The sequence below is a fragment of the Sphingomonas aestuarii genome (genome assembly GCF_054457155.1).
The window spans coordinates 135,106-156,245 of the sequence record NZ_JBTKVV010000005.1 but is presented as its reverse complement, the minus strand read 5'-3'; the positions used below and the strand labels follow the sequence as shown (position 1 = coordinate 156,245).

The 21,140-nt window shown below is 66.0% G+C and carries 21 protein-coding genes; 7 read left to right on the top strand and 14 right to left on the bottom strand.

Annotated elements, in window-relative coordinates:
• Positions 1–141 precede the first annotated feature (141 nt).
• From gyrB to ACX0GZ_RS11400, 11 genes are all read right to left on the bottom strand, one after another.
• Positions 142–2,658, bottom strand: a complete 2,517-nt coding sequence (gyrB, locus tag ACX0GZ_RS11450) for a DNA topoisomerase (ATP-hydrolyzing) subunit B (protein ID WP_458816509.1) — start codon at positions 2,656–2,658, stop codon at positions 142–144.
• Positions 2,659–2,707: 49 nt separating this feature from the next.
• Entirely contained in the window at positions 2,708–3,055 is a 348-nt protein-coding gene (locus ACX0GZ_RS11445; RefSeq protein WP_458816507.1) for a hypothetical protein, read from the bottom strand.
• 16 nt (positions 3,056–3,071) lie between these two features.
• A complete protein-coding gene (locus ACX0GZ_RS11440) occupies positions 3,072–3,680 on the bottom strand; it encodes a thymidine kinase (protein WP_458816505.1) in 609 nt (202 codons plus the stop codon).
• The gene (locus ACX0GZ_RS11435; protein WP_458816503.1) at positions 3,680–4,069 is read right to left on the bottom strand and encodes a type II toxin-antitoxin system VapC family toxin; all 390 of its coding nucleotides are present in this window, start codon (positions 4,067–4,069) and stop codon (positions 3,680–3,682) included. The genes ACX0GZ_RS11440 and ACX0GZ_RS11435 overlap by 1 nt, the downstream gene beginning before the upstream one ends.
• Positions 4,066–4,347, bottom strand: coding sequence for an AbrB/MazE/SpoVT family DNA-binding domain-containing protein (locus tag ACX0GZ_RS11430; RefSeq protein ID WP_458816501.1), 282 nt, complete (start codon positions 4,345–4,347; stop codon positions 4,066–4,068). The genes ACX0GZ_RS11435 and ACX0GZ_RS11430 overlap by 4 nt, the downstream gene beginning before the upstream one ends.
• Positions 4,348–4,378: 31 nt before the next feature.
• Complete coding sequence (rbfA, locus tag ACX0GZ_RS11425; RefSeq protein ID WP_458816499.1) at positions 4,379–4,771, bottom strand: 30S ribosome-binding factor RbfA; 393 nt, start codon at positions 4,769–4,771, stop codon at positions 4,379–4,381.
• 119 nt (positions 4,772–4,890) lie between these two features.
• Positions 4,891–7,590: a translation initiation factor IF-2 gene (infB, locus tag ACX0GZ_RS11420; RefSeq protein WP_458816497.1), complete on the bottom strand. Its 2,700-nt coding sequence runs from the start codon at positions 7,588–7,590 to the stop codon at positions 4,891–4,893.
• 4 nt (positions 7,591–7,594) lie between these two features.
• Entirely contained in the window at positions 7,595–8,302 is a 708-nt protein-coding gene (locus ACX0GZ_RS11415; RefSeq protein WP_458816495.1) for a DUF448 domain-containing protein, read from the bottom strand.
• A 213-nt stretch (positions 8,303–8,515) separates the two neighbouring features.
• On the bottom strand, positions 8,516–10,165 hold the full coding sequence (gene nusA / locus ACX0GZ_RS11410) for a transcription termination factor NusA (RefSeq protein ID WP_458816494.1): 1,650 nt from the start codon (positions 10,163–10,165) through the stop codon (positions 8,516–8,518).
• An 8-nt stretch (positions 10,166–10,173) separates the two neighbouring features.
• Positions 10,174–10,716: a ribosome maturation protein RimP gene (gene rimP / locus ACX0GZ_RS11405; protein ID WP_458816492.1), complete on the bottom strand. Its 543-nt coding sequence runs from the start codon at positions 10,714–10,716 to the stop codon at positions 10,174–10,176.
• 149 nt (positions 10,717–10,865) lie between these two features.
• Entirely contained in the window at positions 10,866–12,590 is a 1,725-nt protein-coding gene (locus ACX0GZ_RS11400) for a sulfatase-like hydrolase/transferase (RefSeq protein WP_458816490.1), read from the bottom strand.
• A 157-nt stretch (positions 12,591–12,747) separates the two neighbouring features.
• On the opposite strand from ACX0GZ_RS11400, the gene ACX0GZ_RS11395 reads away from it, so the two are divergent.
• Positions 12,748–13,914: a PQQ-dependent sugar dehydrogenase gene (locus ACX0GZ_RS11395; protein WP_458816488.1), complete on the top strand. Its 1,167-nt coding sequence runs from the start codon at positions 12,748–12,750 to the stop codon at positions 13,912–13,914.
• A gap of 82 nt (positions 13,915–13,996) precedes the next feature.
• Here the strand turns inward: ACX0GZ_RS11395 and ACX0GZ_RS11390 are convergent, their stop codons facing one another.
• Together ACX0GZ_RS11390 and ACX0GZ_RS11385 are read right to left on the bottom strand one after the other, a co-directional pair.
• On the bottom strand, positions 13,997–14,377 hold the full coding sequence (locus ACX0GZ_RS11390) for a PaaI family thioesterase (protein WP_458816486.1): 381 nt from the start codon (positions 14,375–14,377) through the stop codon (positions 13,997–13,999).
• Positions 14,374–14,856, bottom strand: coding sequence for a PaaI family thioesterase (locus ACX0GZ_RS11385; protein WP_458816484.1), 483 nt, complete (start codon positions 14,854–14,856; stop codon positions 14,374–14,376). The genes ACX0GZ_RS11390 and ACX0GZ_RS11385 overlap by 4 nt, the downstream gene beginning before the upstream one ends.
• Positions 14,857–14,998: 142 nt before the next feature.
• Here ACX0GZ_RS11385 and ACX0GZ_RS11380 point away from each other — a divergent pair, with 142 nt between their 5' ends.
• The 6 genes from ACX0GZ_RS11380 to ACX0GZ_RS11355 all read left to right on the top strand — a co-directional run bounded on the left by ACX0GZ_RS11380 (position 14,999) and on the right by ACX0GZ_RS11355 (position 19,739).
• Positions 14,999–15,154: a hypothetical protein gene (locus ACX0GZ_RS11380; RefSeq protein WP_458816482.1), complete on the top strand. Its 156-nt coding sequence runs from the start codon at positions 14,999–15,001 to the stop codon at positions 15,152–15,154.
• 8 nt (positions 15,155–15,162) lie between these two features.
• Positions 15,163–16,068 carry a hypothetical protein gene (locus ACX0GZ_RS11375; RefSeq protein ID WP_458816480.1) on the top strand — a complete coding sequence of 302 codons (906 nt, stop codon included), beginning with the start codon at positions 15,163–15,165 and terminating at the stop codon, positions 16,066–16,068.
• Positions 16,068–17,000 carry a transposase gene (locus ACX0GZ_RS11370; protein WP_458816478.1) on the top strand — a complete coding sequence of 311 codons (933 nt, stop codon included), beginning with the start codon at positions 16,068–16,070 and terminating at the stop codon, positions 16,998–17,000. Before ACX0GZ_RS11375 ends, ACX0GZ_RS11370 begins: the two co-directional genes overlap by 1 nt.
• 11 nt (positions 17,001–17,011) lie before the next feature.
• The gene (locus ACX0GZ_RS11365; protein ID WP_458816476.1) at positions 17,012–17,641 is read left to right on the top strand and encodes a winged helix-turn-helix transcriptional regulator; all 630 of its coding nucleotides are present in this window, start codon (positions 17,012–17,014) and stop codon (positions 17,639–17,641) included.
• 36 nt (positions 17,642–17,677) lie between these two features.
• Positions 17,678–18,463, top strand: a complete 786-nt coding sequence (locus ACX0GZ_RS11360) for a crotonase/enoyl-CoA hydratase family protein (RefSeq protein WP_458816474.1) — start codon at positions 17,678–17,680, stop codon at positions 18,461–18,463.
• Between the two features lie 79 nt (positions 18,464–18,542).
• Positions 18,543–19,739: an acetyl-CoA C-acyltransferase gene (locus ACX0GZ_RS11355; protein WP_458816472.1), complete on the top strand. Its 1,197-nt coding sequence runs from the start codon at positions 18,543–18,545 to the stop codon at positions 19,737–19,739.
• Positions 19,740–19,786: 47 nt separating this feature from the next.
• Here the strand turns inward: ACX0GZ_RS11355 and ACX0GZ_RS11350 are convergent, their stop codons facing one another.
• Positions 19,787–21,076 carry an adenylosuccinate synthase gene (locus tag ACX0GZ_RS11350; RefSeq protein ID WP_458816470.1) on the bottom strand — a complete coding sequence of 430 codons (1,290 nt, stop codon included), beginning with the start codon at positions 21,074–21,076 and terminating at the stop codon, positions 19,787–19,789.
• Positions 21,077–21,140 lie beyond the last annotated feature (64 nt).

The following is a 21,140-nucleotide window of genomic DNA, read 5'->3' as shown; positions in this document are numbered from 1 at the left end:
CGTGGTGGACCCCGGAACAAGTCCGGGGTGACGGGGTGGGTTCAATCGGCTGACCCGCTCACCCCTGTCATTCCCGCCTGCGCGGGAAGGCGACTGGGCGCTTTGATATTTTTCGCCCCCAACCATCCGTGCCGGACAATCTCAAACGTCGAGATTGGCGACCGACAGCGCATTTTCCTGGATGAACTCGCGGCGCGGCTCCACCACATCGCCCATCAGCCGCGTGAAGATCTCGTCCGCGACGTCGGCCTGATCGATCGCGACGCGCAGCATCGACCGGTTGGTCGGGTCGAGCGTGGTTTCCCACAATTGCTCGGCGTTCATTTCGCCCAGGCCCTTGTAGCGCTGGATCGACAGGCCCTTGCGGCCCGCGGCCAGGATCGCGTCGAGCAGCTGGCTGGGGCGCGAAATGCCGATCTCGCCCTTGCCCAGCACCGGCGCTTCGTCCTCGTCGCTCTCGGCCTGTTCGGTCGCGGTCGTTGCGGATTTGACCGGCACCAGCTTGGCCGCGCCGTCATAACTGAGCGTTTCTTCTGCTGCCAGACCGTGGAGCTTGCGTGCCTCGGCAGAGGCCAGGAATGCCGCCTCGATCACATGATGATCGGTGACGCCGCGCCAGATGCGTTTGAAATGGATGCCACCTTCCTCGGACAGCGATGCCGTCCAGCGCGCATCGGCATCGGTCTGGTCGAGCCGCAGGGCCGTGGTCGCCAGCCGCTCGGCGCGTTCGTCGCGCGACGCCTCTGGATCGAATACGCCCGCCAGTGCCAGCGCTTCGATGATGTTCGCCGAATAGCGCCGGGGCACATAGCGCATCAGCGTGCGCATCCGCCGCGCATGGTCGGCCAGCGCGCGCAGGTCGGCGCCGGTGCGCACCTCGCCCTCGCGCTCGAACCGCACCGCCGCGACGCCGTTTTCGACGAGATATTCGTCCATCGCCGCGTCGTCCTTGAGGTAGACCTCGGACCTTCCGCGCGTTGCCTTGTAGAGCGGCGGCTGGGCGATGTAGAGATAACCGCCCTCGATGATCTGCGGCATCTGGCGATAGAAGAAGGTCAAGAGCAGCGTGCGGATATGCGCGCCGTCGACATCGGCGTCGGTCATGATGACGATCTTGTGGTAGCGCAGTTTCTCGATGTTGAAATCGTCGCGGCCGATGCCGGTGCCCATCGCTTGAATGAGTGTGCCGATTTCGCGGCTGCCGAGCATCCGGTCGAAGCGTGCGCGTTCGACGTTCAGGATCTTGCCGCGCAGGGGCAGGATCGCCTGGAAATGACGGTCGCGACCCTGCTTGGCCGAACCGCCTGCGGAGTCGCCTTCGACCAGGAACAGTTCGGATTTGGCCGGATCGCGTTCCTGACAGTCGGCGAGCTTGCCGGGGAGGCTGGCGATGTCCATCGCACCCTTGCGCCGCGTCAGTTCGCGCGCGCGCTTGGCGGCTTCGCGCGCGGCGGCGGCGTCGATCACCTTCTGGATCACCTGGCGCGCGGGTGCGGGATTTTCCTCAAGCCATTCCGCCAGCTTGTCGGCCATCAGGCTTTCGAGGGGCTGGCGCACTTCGGAGGACACCAACTTGTCCTTGGTCTGCGACGAGAATTTGGGATCGGGCAGCTTGACCGAGACGATCGCGGTGAGCCCCTCGCGCATGTCGTCTCCGGTCAGGCTGACCTTTTCCTTCTTTAGCATCCCCGACTTGTCGGCGTAGTTATTCAGCGTGCGGGTCAGCGCCGCGCGGAATGCCGCGAGATGCGTGCCGCCGTCGCGCTGCGGGATGTTGTTGGTGAAACACAGCACATTTTCGTAATAGCTGTCGTTCCATTCGAGCGCGACGTCGATGCCGACATCGTCGCGGTCGCCGACGATCGCGATCGGCTCGGGGATCAGTGCCGCCTTGTTGCGATCGAGATACTTCACGAACGCCGCGATCCCGCCTTCGTAATAGAGTTCGACTTCCTTCAATTCCTCATGCCGCGCGTCGCGCAGGAACAGGCGCACGCCCGAATTGAGGAAGGCGAGTTCGCGGTAGCGATGTTCGAGCTTTTCGAAATCGAACTCGGTGATCTTGAAGGTGGAGGGCGACGGCAGGAAGGTGACCTTGGTGCCCTTGCGCCCATTCGATGGCCCCAGCACCTTGAGCGGTGCCACCGCGTCGCCATAGGCGAAGCGCATGTAGTTTTCCTCGCCGTCGCGCCAGATCGTCAGGTCCAGCCATTCGGAAAGCGCATTGACCACCGACACGCCGACTCCGTGCAGACCACCCGACACCTTGTAGGCATTGTCGTCCGAGGTGTTTTCGAACTTACCGCCCGCGTGAAGCTGGGTCATGATGACCTCGGCGGCCGACACGCCTTCTTCGGGGTGGATGCCGGTCGGGATGCCGCGGCCGTTATCCTCGACCGTGACCGATCCGTCGGCGTTCAGCTGGATGACGATGCGGTCGCAATGCCCGGCCAGCGCCTCGTCGATCGCATTGTCCGAAACTTCGAACACCATGTGGTGGAGGCCTGAGCCGTCGTCGGTGTCGCCGATGTACATGCCGGGACGTTTGCGAACCGCGTCCAGGCCCTTGAGGACCTTGATCGAGGAAGCGCCATATTCGTTCTGGTTGCTGGTCGGGGCGCCCGTATTCGCGCCTCCGGTTTCCGTGGGTTCTGCCATGCCCATGCTATAGGCATGCGCGTCCAATAGGGGAAGCGAAATGGGGGTTTCAGCCGCCCCGCGAACGGCGCGGGTTGCCGCTCTCGTGGATCATCTCGACGCCGCACGTCCGATGCGGTTGATTGGCGACCGCGATCGCCGAGAACCGGTCGAACGATCCGTCGGAATGGGTGCGGAAGAGCAGCCGGGGAGAGGTCGAGAAGTCGATGCACGGACCCGACAGGGTGACGCGATACCAGCGTCCCGTACTGCGCAGATAGACGGTGCTGCCGTCCTCGCCGCGCTCCCAGTCGCTGATCCCTCCGCTCGCGGCAGACGGAATCCGCTTCACCTCGCGCCCGATTAGAGGCGCGACGTCCTGCACGGGGGCGGCAAGCGCGGCGAAAAGCAGGAGCATCGACATATCGGCGATGCTAAACCTTGCGATCTGAACCCATGCTGAGCGAGCCTTCCAGCGCTTCGCTGAAATGTCGCCTGCACATCGCGACATAGCGGTCGTTGCCGCCGATTTCGGTCTGCGCGCCGACCGCGACCGCCCTGCCGTCGTCATCGACGCGCAGGTTCATCGTCGCCTTGCGACCGCACGCGCACACCGATTTGAGTTCGACCAGCGCATCGGCGATCGCGAGCAGCTGCGCGGAGCCGGGGAACAACTGCCCCTGGAAATCGGTGCGCAGGCCGTAGGCGAGCACCGGAATATGCAACCGGTCGGCCACCGCGGCGAGCGCATCGACCTGTGCAGGCGTCAGGAATTGCGCCTCGTCCACCAGCACGCAGCCGACGGTGCGTTCGCCATGCTCCGCAGCGATGTCGGCGAACAGATCGGTCATCGCATCGAACAACCGCCCTTTCGCGGCCAGACCGATCCGCGACCCGATGATCCCCGCCTCCACCCGGTCATCGATCGCGGCGGTGTAGAGCATCGTATGCATCCCCCGCTCGCGGTAATTGAAATCGGCCTGCAACAAGGTGGTCGATTTCCCCGCATTCATCGAGGAATAGTAGAAATAGAGCTTGGCCATCAGACGAGCGTTTCGATGGAAACGGGCGGATTGGCACCGACTACGCGCGAGATGCGCTGGTCGAAGGTAACGAACGCCTGTGCCTCGCGCGCGGCAGCGACATGGAGCAAATCGGCGATGTCGCCGCCCCGTTCGTATCGATCGATCGCCCACAACGCCGCCCGACGCCCTTCGATTTCCACGGAGTCGCAAGCGTCCAGTTCGCGAAGGACCGCAGCAATCTCAGTCCGCTCCATGTGATATCGGGACCCGAGCACCCATGCCACTTCGAGCAACACGGTAAGGCTGATCCAACAAGGGGAGCGGACCAGATTTTCGACGAACGGCGTCTGCGCCGGATCATCGTCAAACAAGAGGCGGAGGACGATGTTCGAATCCAGAGCCTTCACGAGCGCCGCAATGCTCGCTTCGCATATTCAGCGTCGATCGTCTCGTTCATTTCCTCGACCGAGACGGGTGGCCCCCTATACTTGCTTGTAATCGCGCGAATCGACGCCAGTATCTCTTCGTTGCTACGCCCTGATTTTGCACGCTGGGGCTTGAGCAGAACGCCGCCGCCCGTTGGAACGACATCCAGCGTCTGGCCGGGTTTCAACCCCAGCGCATCGCGGACATCCTTCGGGATCACGACCTGGCCCTTTGCCGACAATTTGGTCTTGGCGTTCATACTGGTAAGATGCGTCTTACCGGTGAGGGTGTCAATCCTCGCCTAGATCGCGGGCGACCTTCGGCGCGCGGAGCAATTGGTCGATGCGGCTGCCTTCGTCGAAGCTTTCGTCGGGCAGGAATTTCAGGCGCGCGGCATATTTCATCTTCACGCGGGCGGCGACCTCGCGCTGGAGATAGGCGGTGTTGGTCCTGAGCGCCTTCAAGACCTTTTCCTCGTCCTCGCCCAGCAGCGGCTTCACGAAGACGGTGGCGTGGCGCAGGTCGGGGGACATGCGAACCTCGGTGACGCTGACCATGTGGCTGGCGAGCACATCGTCATGCACGTCGCCGCGCTGAAGGATTTCGGACAGGATATGACGCACCTGTTCGCCCACGCGGAGCAGGCGGACGGAGCGGGTTTCGGTGGTGTCGTTGGGTTTCATCAGGCGGTCTCCACCTTCCACCGTCACCCCAGCGAATGCTGGGGCATCAGGCCACAGGAAACACGCTACGGCGTTCCTGTGGCCTGAGATGCCAGCGTTCGCCGGCATGACGGATGGGATTACAACGTCCGTTCGCGCATTTCGACTTCGAAGGTTTCGAGGAAGTCCCCGGCCTTGATGTCGGTGAAGTTCTGGCTGAACGTCACACCGCATTCGAGGCCTGCGCGGACTTCGGCGACATCGTCCTTGAAGCGGCGCAGCGACGCGATTTCGCCTTGATAGATGATGACATCCTCGCGGGTGATGCGTGCCTTGAGTGCCTTGCGGATGACGCCTTCGGTGACCAGCAGACCGGCGGCCTTGCCATGCTTGCCTGCCGAGAAGACCTCGCGGATTTCGGCGCGGCCGACGACCGTTTCGAACGCTTCGGGGCCAAGCTGGCCTGCCATGCCGGCGCGGATTTCGTCGGTCAGCGCATAGATGACGTCGTAATATTTGAACGCCACCTTGTGCTTGTCGGCGATTTCGCGCGCCTTGGCGTTCGGGCGCACGTTGAACCCGATGATCGGCGCGCCGCTGGCCGCGGCCACGTTCACGTCGCTTTCGGTGATGCCGCCGACGCCCGAATGCAGGATGCGGACCTTGATATCGTCGGTCGAGATCTTGTGCAGCGATCCGATGATCGCCTCGACCGTACCCTGGGTGTCGGCCTTGACCACCAGCGGATATTCCATCGCCTGCTTGTCCTTGAGCGCCGAGAACATGCTTTCGAGGCTGGCGGGCGCCGAGGTCGTGCGCTTCTGCTGGATGACGCCGGCGCGATACTCCGCGACTTCGCGCGCGCGCGCTTCGCTGTCGACCACTTGTAAGGTGTCGCCCGCCATCGGCACGCCCGACAGGCCGAGCACCTCGACCGGCATGGACGGTCCGGCTTCCTTGACCTGGCGGCCCTTGTCGTCGACCAGCGCGCGAACCTTGCCGCTTTCGGCCCCGACGACGAAGATGTCGCCGACCTTCAGCGTGCCGCGCGTGACCAGCACCGTCGCGACCGCGCCGCGACCCTTGTCGAGCTTCGCCTCGACCACGGTGCCTTCGCCCGCGCGATCGGGATTGGCGCGCAGCTCGAGCAGTTCGGCCTGAAGCTGAATCTTCTCGATCAGCTCGTCCAGCCCGGTCTTCTTGAGGGCGGACACCTCCACGTCCTGGGTTTCGCCGCCCATCGCCTCGACCTGAACATCATGTTCGAGCAGGCGTTCGCGAACACGCTGGGCATTGGCTTCGTGCTTGTCGATCTTGTTGATCGCCACGATCATCGGCACGCCCGCCGCCTTGGTGTGGTTGATCGCCTCGATCGTCTGCGGCATCAGCCCGTCGTCGGCGGCGACCACCAGCACGACGATGTCGGTGACGTTGGCGCCGCGCGCGCGCATTTCGGTAAAGGCTTCATGGCCCGGCGTGTCGAGGAACGTGACCTTCGACTTGTCCTTCATCGTGACCTGATAGGCGCCGATATGCTGGGTGATGCCACCCGCTTCGCCGCGCACCACATCGGTCCCGCGCAGCGCGTCGAGCAGCGAGGTCTTGCCGTGATCGACATGGCCCATGATGGTGACGACCGGCGGGCGCGCCTGCATCGCGTCCTCGGTATCCTCGGCGGTGTCGAGCACCAGGTCGATGTCGCTGTCCGACACGCGCACGATGTTGTGGCCGAATTCGGTCACCAGCAGTTCGGCGGTATCCTGATCGATCGTCTGCGTCAGCGTGACGGGCGACCCCATCTTGAACAGCGTCTTGACCAGGTCGGCGCCCTTTTCCGCCATGCGGTTGGCGAGTTCCTGGACGGTGATCGCCTCTGGCACCTTCACGTCGCGGACCTGTTTGGCCTGCGGTTCGCGCGAGCCCGACATATGGCTGCGCTTTTCCTTGTCGCGCGCACGCTTCAGCGCGGCGAGGCTGCGCGCACGCGCGCCGTCGTCGCCACCCAGCGCACGGTTGACGGTCAGCTTGCCCGACTGGCGGCGATCGTCGCCGCGTGCACCGCGGGTGGGCCGCTGCGGCGGGTCCTGACGCTTGGCGGCAGGCGCGGCGTTCGGACCCGACGGACCGGAGCGCGCAGGCTGCGATGCCGATGCGGGCGCTGCGGCGGGCGCAGGCGCGGGCTTGGGCGCCGGTTTGGGGATTTCGGGACGCTGGACCGGCGTGAACCGGCGCGGCGCGGGCATCGACGGATCGAGCTGGAGCGTGACCGGCTCCGCCGGAGCCGGGGCAGGCGCGGGTTCAGGCGTCGGCGCGGGCGCAGGCGCTGCTTCCTCGGCCCTGGGCGCGAGTCCGGCCTTTGCCGATTCCTTGGCAGGAGCGGGCGCAGCCGCCTCGACCGGTTTCGCGGCGGCTTCGGCTTCGGCCTTCGCCTTTTCCTCGGCGCGGCGGCGTTCGTCCTCGGCCGCTTCGATCTTGGCGCGCTCGTCGCGGCGGCGCGCGTCTTCGAGCGCGTTCATCCGCGCTTCCTCGGCCTCGCGCAGCAGCTTCGCCTGAAGCTCCTGGCGCGACAACAGGCTGTCGCCCGCATTGTCGCGCGGCGGTGCGGCGGGGGCAGGGGCAGCCGGGGCAGCGGCGGGCGCGGGTGCCGGGGCGGGTGCCGCCTGTGCCGGCTGTTCCTCGCCCGGACGGCCAATGACGCGACGCCGCTTGACCTCAACCACCACGGTGTTCGAACGGCCGTGGCTGAAGCTCTGCTTCACCTTGCCTGTTTCGACCGTGCGCTTGATGCCCAGCGGTGCGCGTGCGCCGAGTTTCGGCTTTTCGTTGTCCGTATCGCTCATCCGGTTACTCAAATTCCCTAGCGTCGTTCGTCGGTTCGTCCGACGCGCCTGCCGCGCCGTCCGATGGCCCCTGCGAAAGCGTTTCGCAAGGCTTGGTCGCACCGTCAGGTCCGATAAAATACAACCAGCGGGCCAGGCTTTCGCCCACCCGCTTTGCCGCTCTCGCGTCGATCAGCCCGGCATGTACCACATTTTCGCGGCCAAGGGCCAAAGACAATATGGTGCGCGAAACCGGCAAATCCAAGCCTGTTGCGCCCGAACCCTCTTCGTCGCGCCCGACTCGCCATGCCTGATCGAGCTTGCGCGTGCCGTCGGCGCCCGCGTCATTGGCGTGGACCAGCAGGTGCAGCTTGCCCGCACGACCGGCCTTTTCGATCTTCTCGTGACCGATCACGACATGACCCGCCTTCGACTCCAGGCCGAAGCGGTTGAGCGCGTCGCGTTCGAGCGCATCGGCGATGCGCTGCGGCAGGTCGGCGGGAATGGAAAGCGTCGCGCCCTTGAATGCGCGGGCCAGCGCGCCTTTCAGCTTGCCCTTGGCGATCGCGGTTTCCAGTTCGCCGCGGGTTACGCCGATCCACGCGCCGCGGCCCGGCGCCTTGGCGCGGACATCGGGCAGCACCTCGCCGTCCGGGGACAAAGCGAGCCGGATCAGGTGATCGCGCGTGTCGGATTCGCGCGACAGGATGCAGGTGCGGATGGGGTCGCTCATGCGCGCGCCTCCATCCACACTTCACCCCGGACCTGTTCCGGGGCCCACCAAGCCACAGGCGCAAACCAGCGGGGCCGGGCGGCACGCTTCCGCGCACCAACCCGGTTCCAGACTCGCGGCACCGTGGACCCCGGCACAAGGGTTCCCAGCAAAGTAATACTTTGCTGGGTTCCCGGTCCGGGGTGACGGGTAGCTTGGGTCAGCCCAGCATTATCATTGCTCGGAGTCCGCAACAGCGTCCTCCGCACCGGACGAACCGGCTTCCTGATCGGCTTCGGCTTTCGCCGCGTCCTCGTCCTCGAACCAGTGGGCGCGGGCGGCCATGATGATCTCATTGCCCTGTTCGTCGCTCAGGCCATAGGACGCCAGGATTCCGCCCTTGTCTTCGGTGCGCTTGGGCGCATCCTCGTTGCGGCGGCGCGGCTCGATGCGCTTCTTCTGGACCAGTTCGTCGGTCGCCAGATCGGCCAGATCGTCGAGCGTCTTGATCCCCGCCTTGCCAAGCGTGACGAGCATCGCTTCGGTCAGATAGGGCATCCCGGCCAGATCGTCCTCGACGCCCAGCGCCTTGCGCTCGGTGCGATTGGCTTCTTCGCGGCGCTCCAATGCTTCGGCGGCGCGATTCTGCAACTCGCCTGCCAGATCTTCGTCAAAGCCCTCGATGCCCGCCAGTTCGTCGATTTCGACATAGGCGACTTCTTCGAGTTCGCCGAAGCCCTCGGCGACCAGCAGTTGTGCCAGCGTTTCGTCGACGTCGAGTTCGTTCTGGAACATTTCCGAACGCTCGACGAATTCCTTCTGGCGCTTTTCGCTCGAATCGGCCTCGGTCATGATGTCGATCGCCTTGCCGGTCAGCTGGCTGGCGAGGCGGACATTCTGGCCGCGGCGACCGATGGCGAGCGAAAGCTGATCGTCGGGGACCACGACTTCGATGCGGTCATCCTCTTCGTCGATCAACACGCGGCTGACGCTGGCGGGCTGGAGCGCGTTGACGACGAAGGTCGCGGTGTCCTCGCTCCAGGGGATGATGTCGATCTTTTCACCCTGCATTTCCTGGACCACCGCCTGAACGCGGCTGCCCTTCATGCCGACGCACGCGCCGACCGGATCGATCGAGCTGTCATGCGAAATCACGCCGATCTTGGCGCGCGACCCCGGATCGCGGGCCGCGGCCTTGATCTCGATGATGCCGTCATAGATTTCGGGCACTTCCTGCGCGAACAGCTTCTTCATGAAGTCGGGATGCGCGCGGCTCAGAAAAATCTGAGGCCCGCGATTTTCGCGGCGGACGTTGAGGATGATCGAGCGGATACGGTCGTTGACGCGCACCACTTCGCGCGGGATCTGAGCATCGCGGCGGATGACGCCTTCGGCGCGGCCCAGATCGACGACGACATGGCCGAATTCGACGCGCTTGACGACGCCGGTGATAATCTCACCCACGCGGTCCTTGAACTCGTCGAACTGCCGGTCGCGCTCGGCGTCGCGGACCTTTTGAAAGATGACCTGCTTGGCGGCCTGCGCGGCAATGCGGCCGAATTCGATCGGGGGCAGCGGATCGACGATATAGTCGCCGACGACCGCGCCCTTTTGAAGCTTTTCGGCTTCTTTCAGGTTCACCTGCTTGAAATAATCGTCGACCGCCTCGACCACTTCGACGACGCGCCACAGGCGAAGATCGCCGGTATTGGGGTCGAGTTTCGCGCGAATGTCGTTTTCGGCGCCATAGCGGGCGCGGGCGGCGCGCTGGATCGCGTCTTCCATCGCCTCGATCACGATTGCCTTGTCGATCAGCTTTTCGCGCGCGACGGCGTCGGCGATCGCGATCAGTTCGGCACGGTTGGCGGTAACTGCGGTGGCCATCGTCTGAATCAACCTTCCACTTCGATGATGTCGTCGGCGCCCTCGGTGGAGAGCGGTCTGGTAGCGGCGATCAGCCTGTCGGTGATCGTCAATTTTGCGTCTGCAATGTCGGCGAATGCGACGGTCATGGGCTGATGCTTGCGGACATCGACCGTGACCTGATCGCCCTCGACCCCCATCAGGATGCCGGTCAGCTGCTTGCGATTGTCGATCTTCTCTGTGAGGGTCACGCGGGCTTCATGCCCCTTCCAGTCCTCAAAATCGGCGAGCCGCGTCAGCGGGCGGTCGATGCCGGGCGAGGATACTTCGAGGCGATAGGCATGATCGATCGGATCGCGGCCCGCTTCTTCGAGCGCATCGAGCTTTTCGGAGATGGCGCGCGACAGCGTCGCGCAATCGTCGATGGTCAGCTGGCGGGTGTCGGGCCGCTCGGCCATCACCTGCAAGGTCGGGTCGCTTTCGCCGCCGAACATCTTCACGCGCACCAGCGCCAGCCCCAAAGCCTGAGCCTCGGGTTCGATCAACGCGGTCAGTGCGGCGATGTCCGCCATGCGTGTGCCTATCCTCAAAATCGCTCGTGTCTCGCGCAGATGCACCCGGTCGTTGCCGGTCCCGGTGGGGCCAGCCTCGTCAAGGTTTCCGATGTCGAGAACGAGGGGCGATATAGGTCGAATCGCATCCGCTGGCAAGCGATAGCGGTTCAGCGTGCTCCGGCGTCGCTGGCGGGCGGGCGCGGCAGCGCGTACGGATCGATCGCCAGCCATTCGGGCATGCGGCCCAGCCGGGCGTTGAACCGCTTGTTGAAGCGCAATTCGTCGGCAAGCGGCATCGTCAGGTTCGCGCCATAATCGCCCGACGGATAGCCCATCAGCGCGAGCAGGGTCGGGAAGAACTGGTAATGGCTCGCGCGATTCGCGTTGGTCGCCGCCGCCGCTGCCCAATCGGGTCCGCCAGCCCCTTCGCCCGCCAGCACGACGACCGGCACCGCGCCCTCGGCCGGCGTCGGATTGCTTGAGCAATGGGTGCTTGCGCCGGGACGCCCGATTTCGTTCAGATCCTGGCCGTGATCGGCGGTGTAGAGGATCGTCGCGGTGCCGATCCCGGCGGTAAACAGCCGGTCGAAAAATCCGCCGACATTCCATTCGACCGTATTGCGATAGGCGTTACGATAGCGTCGCCAGCCCTCCCCCGAATCGTCGAACCCCTCGCGGCTGGCAGTATCGACGATGCCCGCAAAGCGGGCGCGCGACGGGACCGGAGCATAGCGGCTCGCGTGTTCGGGATATTTGGCCTGGACCGGGAAATGCGCGCCGATCTTGTTGACGACGATGACGTCGCGGACGTCGTCCCGCAGATATTCGGACAATCGCTCGGCCAGCGCATGGTCGCGGTCGATGACGTCGACATCGCCGAACTGGACGAACCGGTCGATCGCCGCTGCCTCGGCGGCGTCCATGCCGTTCTGAAACGCGCCGCCGGTGCGCTGCGCGTCGAGATAGACGGTGCGATAGCCCGCTCGCTTGGCATATTGCCAGATCGTCGGCCCCGTCGCGTTGCGGAGTTGATAGTCGTCGCGCGTGCCGCCGTGCCGCAGCGTCAGGTTCGATCCCAGGATGCAATGCGTCACCGCCGCGCCGATCCCGAAATTGTGGATGACGATGCCCGGGCGCGCCTCTGCAAGTCCCGAGCGGACCCCTGCGGGATCGTTGATGTCGAGATAGGTCGGCGCAATGCTTTCGTCGATCAGCAGCACGATGTCGCCTGCCGCGCGCGGGCGTCCGGGGATCAGTTCGACGTCGTGCGGTTCGATCGACGGGCGCGTCGCGCGCTCGCTCCCCAGCAGCAGGGCATAGGCGATGGGCGGCCACGTCCCCGGCAGCCCGCGCGCGCCGTCGCCGCCGCGCATGAACAGCATCGAGGTAAAGCCGATCAATACGGCGACCGGCACGGCGACGCCCGCTGTCCACCCGAACGTCTTCCCCCACAACTGGGAACCAGCGCGCGGGCGCACCCCGATGCCAAGCAGCAACGGCAGCGCGGTCAGCGCCGCAAGGGCCATCCGGTTGCCATGCTGCGCCAGCGCGTCGCCAAAAAAGCCCGCCGCATCAAGCATGTTGAGGAAGCTTTCATAGGTGAAATGCTGGCCGGTGATCTGTTCGTTTGCAGCCATGAATGCGGCCGAAACGAACAGCAGGACGGCAAGCGTCCAGCGCAAAGCGTCTTGCGCGATCCGCGACACCAGCAACAGCGCCAGCACCAGCGCGCCCAACAGGGCGAGATAGATCGGCAAGGCGATCGACAGGCCCAGCGACAGCACCCGTTCGACGATCCCACCCCAGCCCAGCGCCAGATAGGCCAGCAGCAGCATTTCCTTGATCGGCCAGTCGATTCGACGGCGAACAGGCGAAAGGGCGGCGTGCGGCATGGCGAGCGACCCTAATCGCCAGCGCTTTTCATCGGGTTAACCCTCTGCGCCCGGACGCGCTCGACGAAGACGCGCCGGGATGGGATGAACCAAGTCGAGAGATCGTGCGTTCGCTTTGCCGATATCCACGTCCATGAAATTTCAAAGGGGAAGATGCATGATCAATCTTCGTTACGGCGCGGCGGCGTTCGTTCTGCTCGCCGCGTGCAATCAGGGCGGCAACGCCAATGCGGGCAATGTCAGCGACAATGCGACGCAAGCGACCGCGCCCGCAGGCGAGCGGCCGTTCACCGTCGCCAATGTCGCGACGCTCGATTCGCCCTGGGCGATGACCTTCCTGGCCGACGGGCGGATGCTGATTACCGAAAAGGGCGGACGGATGCTGCTCGCCTCGGCCGATGGCCAACAGCGCATCCCGATCTCCGGCATTCCCGCCGTCGACAGCGCCGGGCAGGGCGGGCTGATGGATGTCGCGCTGCACCCGCAGTTCGCGCAGAACGGCCTCGTCTATTTCAGCTATTCCGAAGCCGGACAGGGCGGCAAGGGCGTGGTGCTCGCACGCGGGCGACTGGTCGAGGGCGATGGCCAGGCGCGGCTGGAACAGGTGTCGACGCTGTATCGCGCCACCCCCTATGTCGAAGGCAACGGCCATTATTCGGGCCAGATCGCGTTCGCGCCCGACGGCCAGCATGTCTTCTTCGCGATGGGCGAGCGCCAGAAATTCGATCCCGCACAGGACAAGTCGGGCACGTTGGGCAAGATCGCGCGGCTGACGCTCGACGGCCAGCCCGCGCCCGGCAATCCACTGGCGGCGCAGGGCTTCCGCCCAGAAATCTGGTCTTATGGCCATCGCAACATTCTGGGGATGGCATTCGATGCGTCGGGCAATTTCTGGCAGCAGGAAATGGGACCGAAGGCGGGCGACGAGCTGAACCTGGTGCTGCCGGGCCGCAATTACGGTTATCCCATCGTGTCTGATGGCGATCATTATGACGGGCGACCCATCCCCGATCATTCGACACGCCCCGATCTGGAAGCGCCAAAGGTGTCGTGGCCGGGCACCGCGATTTCGCCCGCCGGCCTGATGATCTATTCGGGCAAGCTGTGGCCGCAGTGGCGCGGCGACATCTTCATCGGCGCACTGTCGGGCCAGGCGCTGGTGCGCGTCGATGTGAACGGCACCAACGCGACCAAGGGCGATCAGTGGGACATGGGAACGCGCATCCGCGATGTGGCCGAAGCGCCCGACGGGTCGATCTGGCTGCTCGAGGATGGCGGTCGCGGTGCAGGCGGCAAGCTGATGAAGCTGTCGCCGACGGGGTAACGTCCCCACCAACCCGGTCGTTTCGAGCGAAGTCGAGAACCGCTTCTCAACCACGCTCGAAACGAACGGAAGGTCGGTCAGCTCATTCCCGCTTGAGCAGGTAATTCATCCGTGCCGACGCGATCGGTTTGGCGGGATCGTCCTGCCAGGCCAATGCCTCGACATTGGCGATCCGGCTGCCGAGCCGCGTCACCGTCCCTTGCGCGCGGGTCGGCAATTCGCGTCCGCCGCGCATGTAATCGACGGTGACGCCGATCGGCTTGCCGCGCGCATCCTCGTCGCCCAACGCATGCCACAGCGCGACGATGGCGGCCATTTCGAGCAGCCCGCCGATCGCGCCGCCATGCAGGAAACCGGGGCGTCCCAGCACATCGCCCGAAAAGGGCATGACCAGCACCGGCGCGCCCGCACCGCTGCGATCGACCGTGATCCCCAGAAATTCGGCATAGGGCGGCAGGCTCATGTCCGCGGCCCGGTGAACATGAAGGTCGCGGCGACCTGTGCCAGCGGATCGGCGGGGTCGCCGTCATGCGCAAGCCCGCGGACGAACGCGATGCTGCGCGTCAGACGATAGCATTCGCCGCGTCCCGTCACCGTCTTTCCGGGCGTGGCGGGGCGGAGATAATCGATCCGCAGATCGAGCGTCGCCTGGGGCACGAAAGCGTTCTTGGCGATCCAGATCGACATGCCGCACGCCATGTCCATCAGCGCGAGGATCGCGCCCGACGCCATCACCCCCGACGCCGGATCGCCGACCAGTTTGTCGGCATAGGGCAGGTCGAGTTCGATCCAGTCGCTGCCATGCGCGCGATACTGGATCGCCAGCGCACCGACGTGCCCGCCCAGCCGCGCCTTCAACAGCCGTTCGGGATCGAACGTGCCGACAAAGGCGACGCCGGGTGCCGGAGCGGGCGCGGGTGCAGAGGAAGGCGATGAGGTCATGCGGCTAGTGCGCCTACACGAAGCGCGGCGTCGGGAGCAATCCGGCGCGAAGGTTACAGCGTTGTAACTGAGCGTCGGCGGTGCGTGCGCTTAGGCTTCCGCGACGACGCCCATGCGGGCGCGAACGAGGGGAGCTTCGCTTATGCCGTTCAGCATTGACCTGTCCCAGATCGTCGAATTGCCGACCCAGATCGCCACCAGCGGCGCGCTGCGCGTGGCCGAGATCGCGAGCGACGACATCTTCGAATATGTCATCGCGATTGCCACCATCATCTACGAGCTACAGCCGAATAGCTGAGCGCCGCCATGCCCGCGGCGATCGGCGATGAATTGCGATGCGAACTGATCGCCGCGCGACAGCGGGCGGCGGCGGACTGGCATGATTGGCGATGCTCGCCACCGGTGCGCCCTATGCGAAAGGGCTGGGCGAACGTGTGGTGCGTGGAGGATGCCGCGGCGCATGCGGAGGCACTCCTGTCCGATCCCGCATGGATCGACGCGATGTTCGCGACGATGATCGGGGCGCTCGCCCGGCATCCGCTCGCCGATCCGCCGGTGAAGGTCAGCCGCGACGCCTTGCGGACCAGCATGCTGATCCACGACTGCCCGGTCGCATCGCTGACCGCGACGATCCTGTCGGCGCAGGCGCTAGGCGATGCGCCGCCCCCGGCGAGCATCGTGGTTGCCGGGCGATTGTCGGTGATGCGCGTGCATCGGGGCGGCGGGGCGGTGCTGCGCCGCTGGCGTGCGGCGCCGGTTCGGGACGATTTCACGCTTGAGGGGGCCGGTTGCGGTTGCTGTAACGCGCTGCCGCCGGCCGCGCTGGAGGATGGCGCGATCATTCGTCTGGACGGCCGCACCGATGCGATGCTCATCACTGACGCCACCAGCGATGTGGTGACGCTGACCGCGACGATCCGGCTGGGTGCAGCGCCGGTGATGCGCGAATATGCGCGCGACGATGGCCGACCGTTACGCGCCGCCACGCTCGACGAGGGCGCGGCGCGGAGCCAGATGCTGCTGACGCTGCTGCGCGCCTCGGGCCGCCGCGATGCGCGCGCGGCATTCGATGCGGCGACTCGCGATCCGGCCTTCTTCGTCCGGTGGGATGCGATGCGGCAATGGCTGGCGATCGACGCCGATGCCGCCGGGCCGCGGCTGGCGGAAATGGCGTTAGACGACCCCAATGCCGATATCCGTGCCGCCGCCTGATGCCCCGCATCCTCGACCCCGGCGATGGCGGCGCGATTGGCCTCGGCGATCTGTTCGCGATCCTCGACGATACCCATATCGACGTCCGCGACGAGGACGCGTTCGCCACGCTTGGCCCGGCGCTCGCCCGGCTGGGGCGCAATCCCTCTTTCCTTGCCGATCTGGCGATCCGCGAGTTGGCCGACCGGTGCGACGCGCAGGCCCGTGACAATGGCTATGGCGCGCAGGTCTTTCTGCTCCGCCCGCCCGACGGCCGCTTCGTCGTGCGCGCCAATTTCTGGCCGAGCGCTGCCGACCCCGGTTTCGGCGCAAGCGGGGCGGCGGCATTCTTCTACGGCCTGCCGCACGACCATAATTTCCCGTTCCTGACCTATGGCTATCTCGGGCCGGGCTATTGGAGCGGCTATTACGAGGTCGATCCCGACCGGCTGGAGGGGCGGATCCGCGAGCATGCGGGGCTGCGCTTCGTCGGGCGCAGCCGGTTGGAGCCGGGCAAGCTGATGCTCTACCGGATGCGCCGCGACGTGCATTCGCAGGCCCCGCCCGATGCGTTTTCGGTGTCGCTCAACATCTTGGGGCACGATCCGGCGCAGCCCTGGACCGACCAATATCGCTACGACCTGACGTCGGGGACGATCGACGGCATATTGACGACCACGCCGGGCGAGGCGCTGATGGCGATCGGCACGCGGTTCGGCGGCGGCAACGGGATCGACCTTGCCGCGCGTTTTGCCGAGCGGCATCCATGCGAGCGGATGCGGGTGACCGCGATCGACGCGCTGCACCGCGCCGATCCGGGCCTGGCGAGACCGATGCTGGAGCGGATCGCCGATGATCCGTCGCGCCGCATCGCCGCCGCCGCGCGCGATCGGCTGGTGCAACCCGATCCGAACCGGACCGATCGGTCGGCAAGCCTTTACCGAGCGCGCTAAAGATCGCGCGGGTGGGGAAGATCGTCGCAACCAATGTGCAGCTAGTCGGGCTCGACGCCGCCGCATCGGCGCGTGGGCTTCGGCTGGCGCCGTTCGACGCCGCCGACTGGCGCGGGCTGACGGCTTTGTTCGTCGATTGGCGGATGCAGATCGGTCCGGCGCGCGACCTGGTCGACACGATCCGGGGGCGCGGCTGGCGCGGGCCGCTGGTGCTGCGCGCGATGGGCGGCAGCGCGATGGTGGCGCTGGCGCTCGACGCGGGCGCCGACGACGCGGTCGATGGTCGCGCCGGGCCGGAAGAGATCGCCGCGCGCCTCGCCGCGCTCACCCGCACCCCCGCCAGCCGGATCGGCGTCGGCGATCTGGTGATCGACCGCATCCAGCGCAGCGCCCAGCGCGCCGGGCGGCCGATCGACTTGCTGCCGCGCGAATATGAGTTGCTGGTCCATCTGGCCGAGCGCGCCGACCAGGTGGTCAGCCGACGCGCGCTGCTTGATGCGGTATGGGGCCTGCGCAACGACCCCGGCACCAATGTCGTGCAGGTCCATGTCTCCCGCCTGCGCGCCAAGCTCGATCGCGGCCAGCCGCAGCCGATGCTGCTGAGCGAGCGCGGAAAGGGCTATCGCCTCGCCCCCGGATGACGTTAGGCTCGCTCGAAATATCCAGGAGAGCGGCAAGTGAGCGAAGAGCGGGTCACAATTGAGATTAGCGATGGTGTCGCCGATGTGCGCCTCAACCGTCCCGACAAGCTCAATGCGCTCGACCGGCCAATGTTCGACGGCATCGTTGCCGCGATCGAACGGCTGGCGGAGACACCGGGGCTGCGCTGCGTCGTGCTGTCGGGCGAGGGTCGCGCCTTTTGCGCCGGACTCGACATGGCGGCGATGGCGAGCGGCGGGTCGGGCATCGACCTCGACGACCGCCCCTGGGGAGACGCCAACATCGTCCAGCAGGTTGGCTGGGGGTGGCGCACGCTGCCCGTACCGGTGATCGCGGCGGTCAAGGGCATCGCGTTCGGCGGCGGGTTTCAGATCATGTCGGGGGCCGATATCCGCATCGCCGCGCCCGACACGCGCTTTGCGATCATGGAGATGAAATGGGGGCTGGTCCCCGACATGGCGGGCTTTGCGCTGTGGCGCGGGCTGGTGCGCGACGATGTGTTGCGCGAACTCACCTATACCGCACGCGAATTCGATACGTCGGACGCGGCCGAATATGGTTTCGTCACCCATGTGAACGACGATCCGCATAGCCATGCGATGAGCCTGGCGCGCGAGATCGCCGAGCGGTCCCCCGACGCGATCCGGGCGGCGAAGCGGCTCGCCAATCTGGTCGCCGACAATGACGCGAAATCGATCCTGCTCGCCGAAAGCAGGGAACAGGCTGGCGTCATCCGCCAGCCCAATCAGGTCGAGGCGGTGATGGCCGGGTTGGCGAAGCGCAAGGCGGTATTCGCCGACTGACCCGATCTTCGAAACTTGCGTGTAGCGCTTAATTCTATAGTGGTTCGGGCAATACCCGATGCCGCAAAAGGATCGACCCATGCGTGAAGCCGCCATCGTCGCCACTGCCCGCACCGCCATCGGCAAGGCGTATCGCGGCGCGTTCAACGCGACCGAAGCGCCGGTGCTGGGCGGGCATGTGATGAACGCGGTGGTCGAGCGTGCGGGGATCGATCCCGCGCGCATCGACGACGTGTTCTGGGGGGTCGGCAACCAATGGGGCGCGACGGGGGCCAATGCCGGGCGGATGGCGATCTTCGCCGCCGGGCTGCCGCAGTCGATCCCGGCCTTCACGCTCGATCGCAAATGCGGATCAGGGCTGAACGCGGTCGCGCTTGCCGCGCGCTCGATCATCTGCGACGAAATCGACGTGGCGCTTGCCGGGGGGCAGGAATCGATCAGCCTGACGGTGACCAGGGATGCGCCGCGTGCGCCTTCGTCAGCGGTGCTGGCGAAGGAACCCGCCGCCTATATCCCGATGATCGAAACCGCCGAAATCGTCGCGGAACGCTATGGCATCAGCCGCGAGGCACAGGACGCGTTCGGCGCGATGAGCCAGCAGCGCGCCGAAGCGGGCCTCGCGAACGGTGCGTTCGCCGAGGAAATCGTGCCGATCACGGTCGAGAAGGCGCTGTTCGACAAGGCGGGCAACCGCACCGGCAGCGAGACGGTGACCGTCACTCAGGACGAAGGCATTCGCGCGGGCACCACGCTCGAGGCGCTGGCGGCGCTCAAACCCGTCTGGAAGGACGGCCAGTTCGTGGCCGAGGGTCGCCACGTTACCGCGGGCAATGCCAGCCAGTTGTCGGACGGCGCGTCCGCCCAATTGCTGATGGACCGCAAGACCGCCGAGGCCGAGGGCAAGGATATTCTGGGGCTCTATCGCGGGTTTCAGGTCGCAGGGTGCGCGCCCGATGAGATGGGCATCGGCCCGGTCTTCGCCGTCCCGAAATTGTTGGCGCGCGCCGGGCTTTCGGTCGGTGACATCGGGCTTTGGGAGATCAACGAAGCCTTTGCCAGCCAGTGCCTCTATTGCCGTGACACGCTCGGAATCGACCCGGAGAAGCTGAACGTCAACGGCGGCGCGATCGCGGTCGGGCATCCGTTCGGGATGACCGGCACGCGGCTGGTCGGCCATGCGCTGATCGAAGGGCGCAAGCGCGGCGTGCGCTGGGTGGTGGTGTCGATGTGCACGGCCGGCGGCATGGGCGCAGCCGGGTTGTTCGAGATCGTTTGAGCCCACCTTCCATGACCCGGAACAGGTCCGGGTGATGGCGTTCAGGATCAATCGGCAAACGGATCGCGGACCAGGATCGTGTCCTCGCGCTCGGGGCTGGTCGATACCAGCGCCACCGGGCACTGGATCAGTTCCTCGATGCGGCGGATATATTTGATCGCCTGTGCGGGCAGGTCGGCCCAGCTGCGCGCGCCCGCGGTCGATTCGGACCAGCCGGGCATCGATTCGTACACCGGCTCGACCTCGGCCTGATCGGCGGCGTGTGCGGGGAAATAGTCGAGCGTTTCGCCGCGCAGGCGATAACCGGTGCAGATCTTTACCTCGTCAAATCCGTCGAGCACGTCGATCTTGGTCAGTGCGATGCCGGTGATCCCGCCGACCGCCGCCGACTGGCGCACCAGCACCGAATCGAACCAGCCGCAGCGGCGCTTGCGCCCCGTGACCGTGCCGAATTCATGGCCGCGCACGCCCAGCCGTTCGCCCGTCTCGTCGTCGAGTTCGGTCGGGAACGGCCCCGATCCGACGCGGGTGGTATAGGCCTTGGCGATGCCCAGCACGAAGCCGACCGCGCCCGGTCCCAGCCCCGATCCGCCCGCCGCGGTGCCCGCGATGGTGTTTGACGAGGTGACGAAGGGATAGGTGCCGTGATCGATGTCGAGCAGCACGCCCTGCGCGCCTTCGAACAGGATGCGCCGTCCGCGCGCGCGCTGGTCGTTCAGCATCTTCCACACCGGCGATGCGAATTGCAGGACGAACTCGGCGATCTCGTTCAAATCGGCGACCAGCCGCGCGCGGTCGATCGGCGGCTCGCCGAACCCGGCGCGCAGCGCGTCGTGATGCGCGGTCAGGCGATCGAGCTGCGCGTCGAGCTTGTCGAGATGCGCCAGATCGCACACCCGGATCGCGCGCCTGCCGACCTTGTCCTCATAGGCCGGCCCGATGCCGCGCCGCGTCGTCCCGATCTTGCCCGCGCCCGACGCGTCCTCGCGCAGCGCGTCGAGATCGCGGTGAAACGGCAGGATGAGCGTGCAATTGTCGGCGATGTGCAGCGTATCGGGCGTGATCGTCACCCCCTGCGCCGACAGCTTCTCGACCTCGGCCTTCAGCGCCCAGGGATCGAGCACGACGCCGTTGCCGATGACGCTGGGGGTGCCGCGGACGATGCCGGACGGCAGCAGCGACAATTTGTACACCGCTTCGCCGACGACCAGCGTGTGCCCCGCATTATGACCGCCCTGGAAGCGGACCACGACATCGGCGCGCTCGGCGAGCCAGTCGACGATCTTTCCCTTGCCCTCGTCGCCCCATTGGGCGCCGATCACTGCGACATTGGCCAATGCTTGCGTCCTTCGATCGAGTGCGCGCCGCTGCCCTTCGAAGCGGCGCGATTGAGGAGACCCT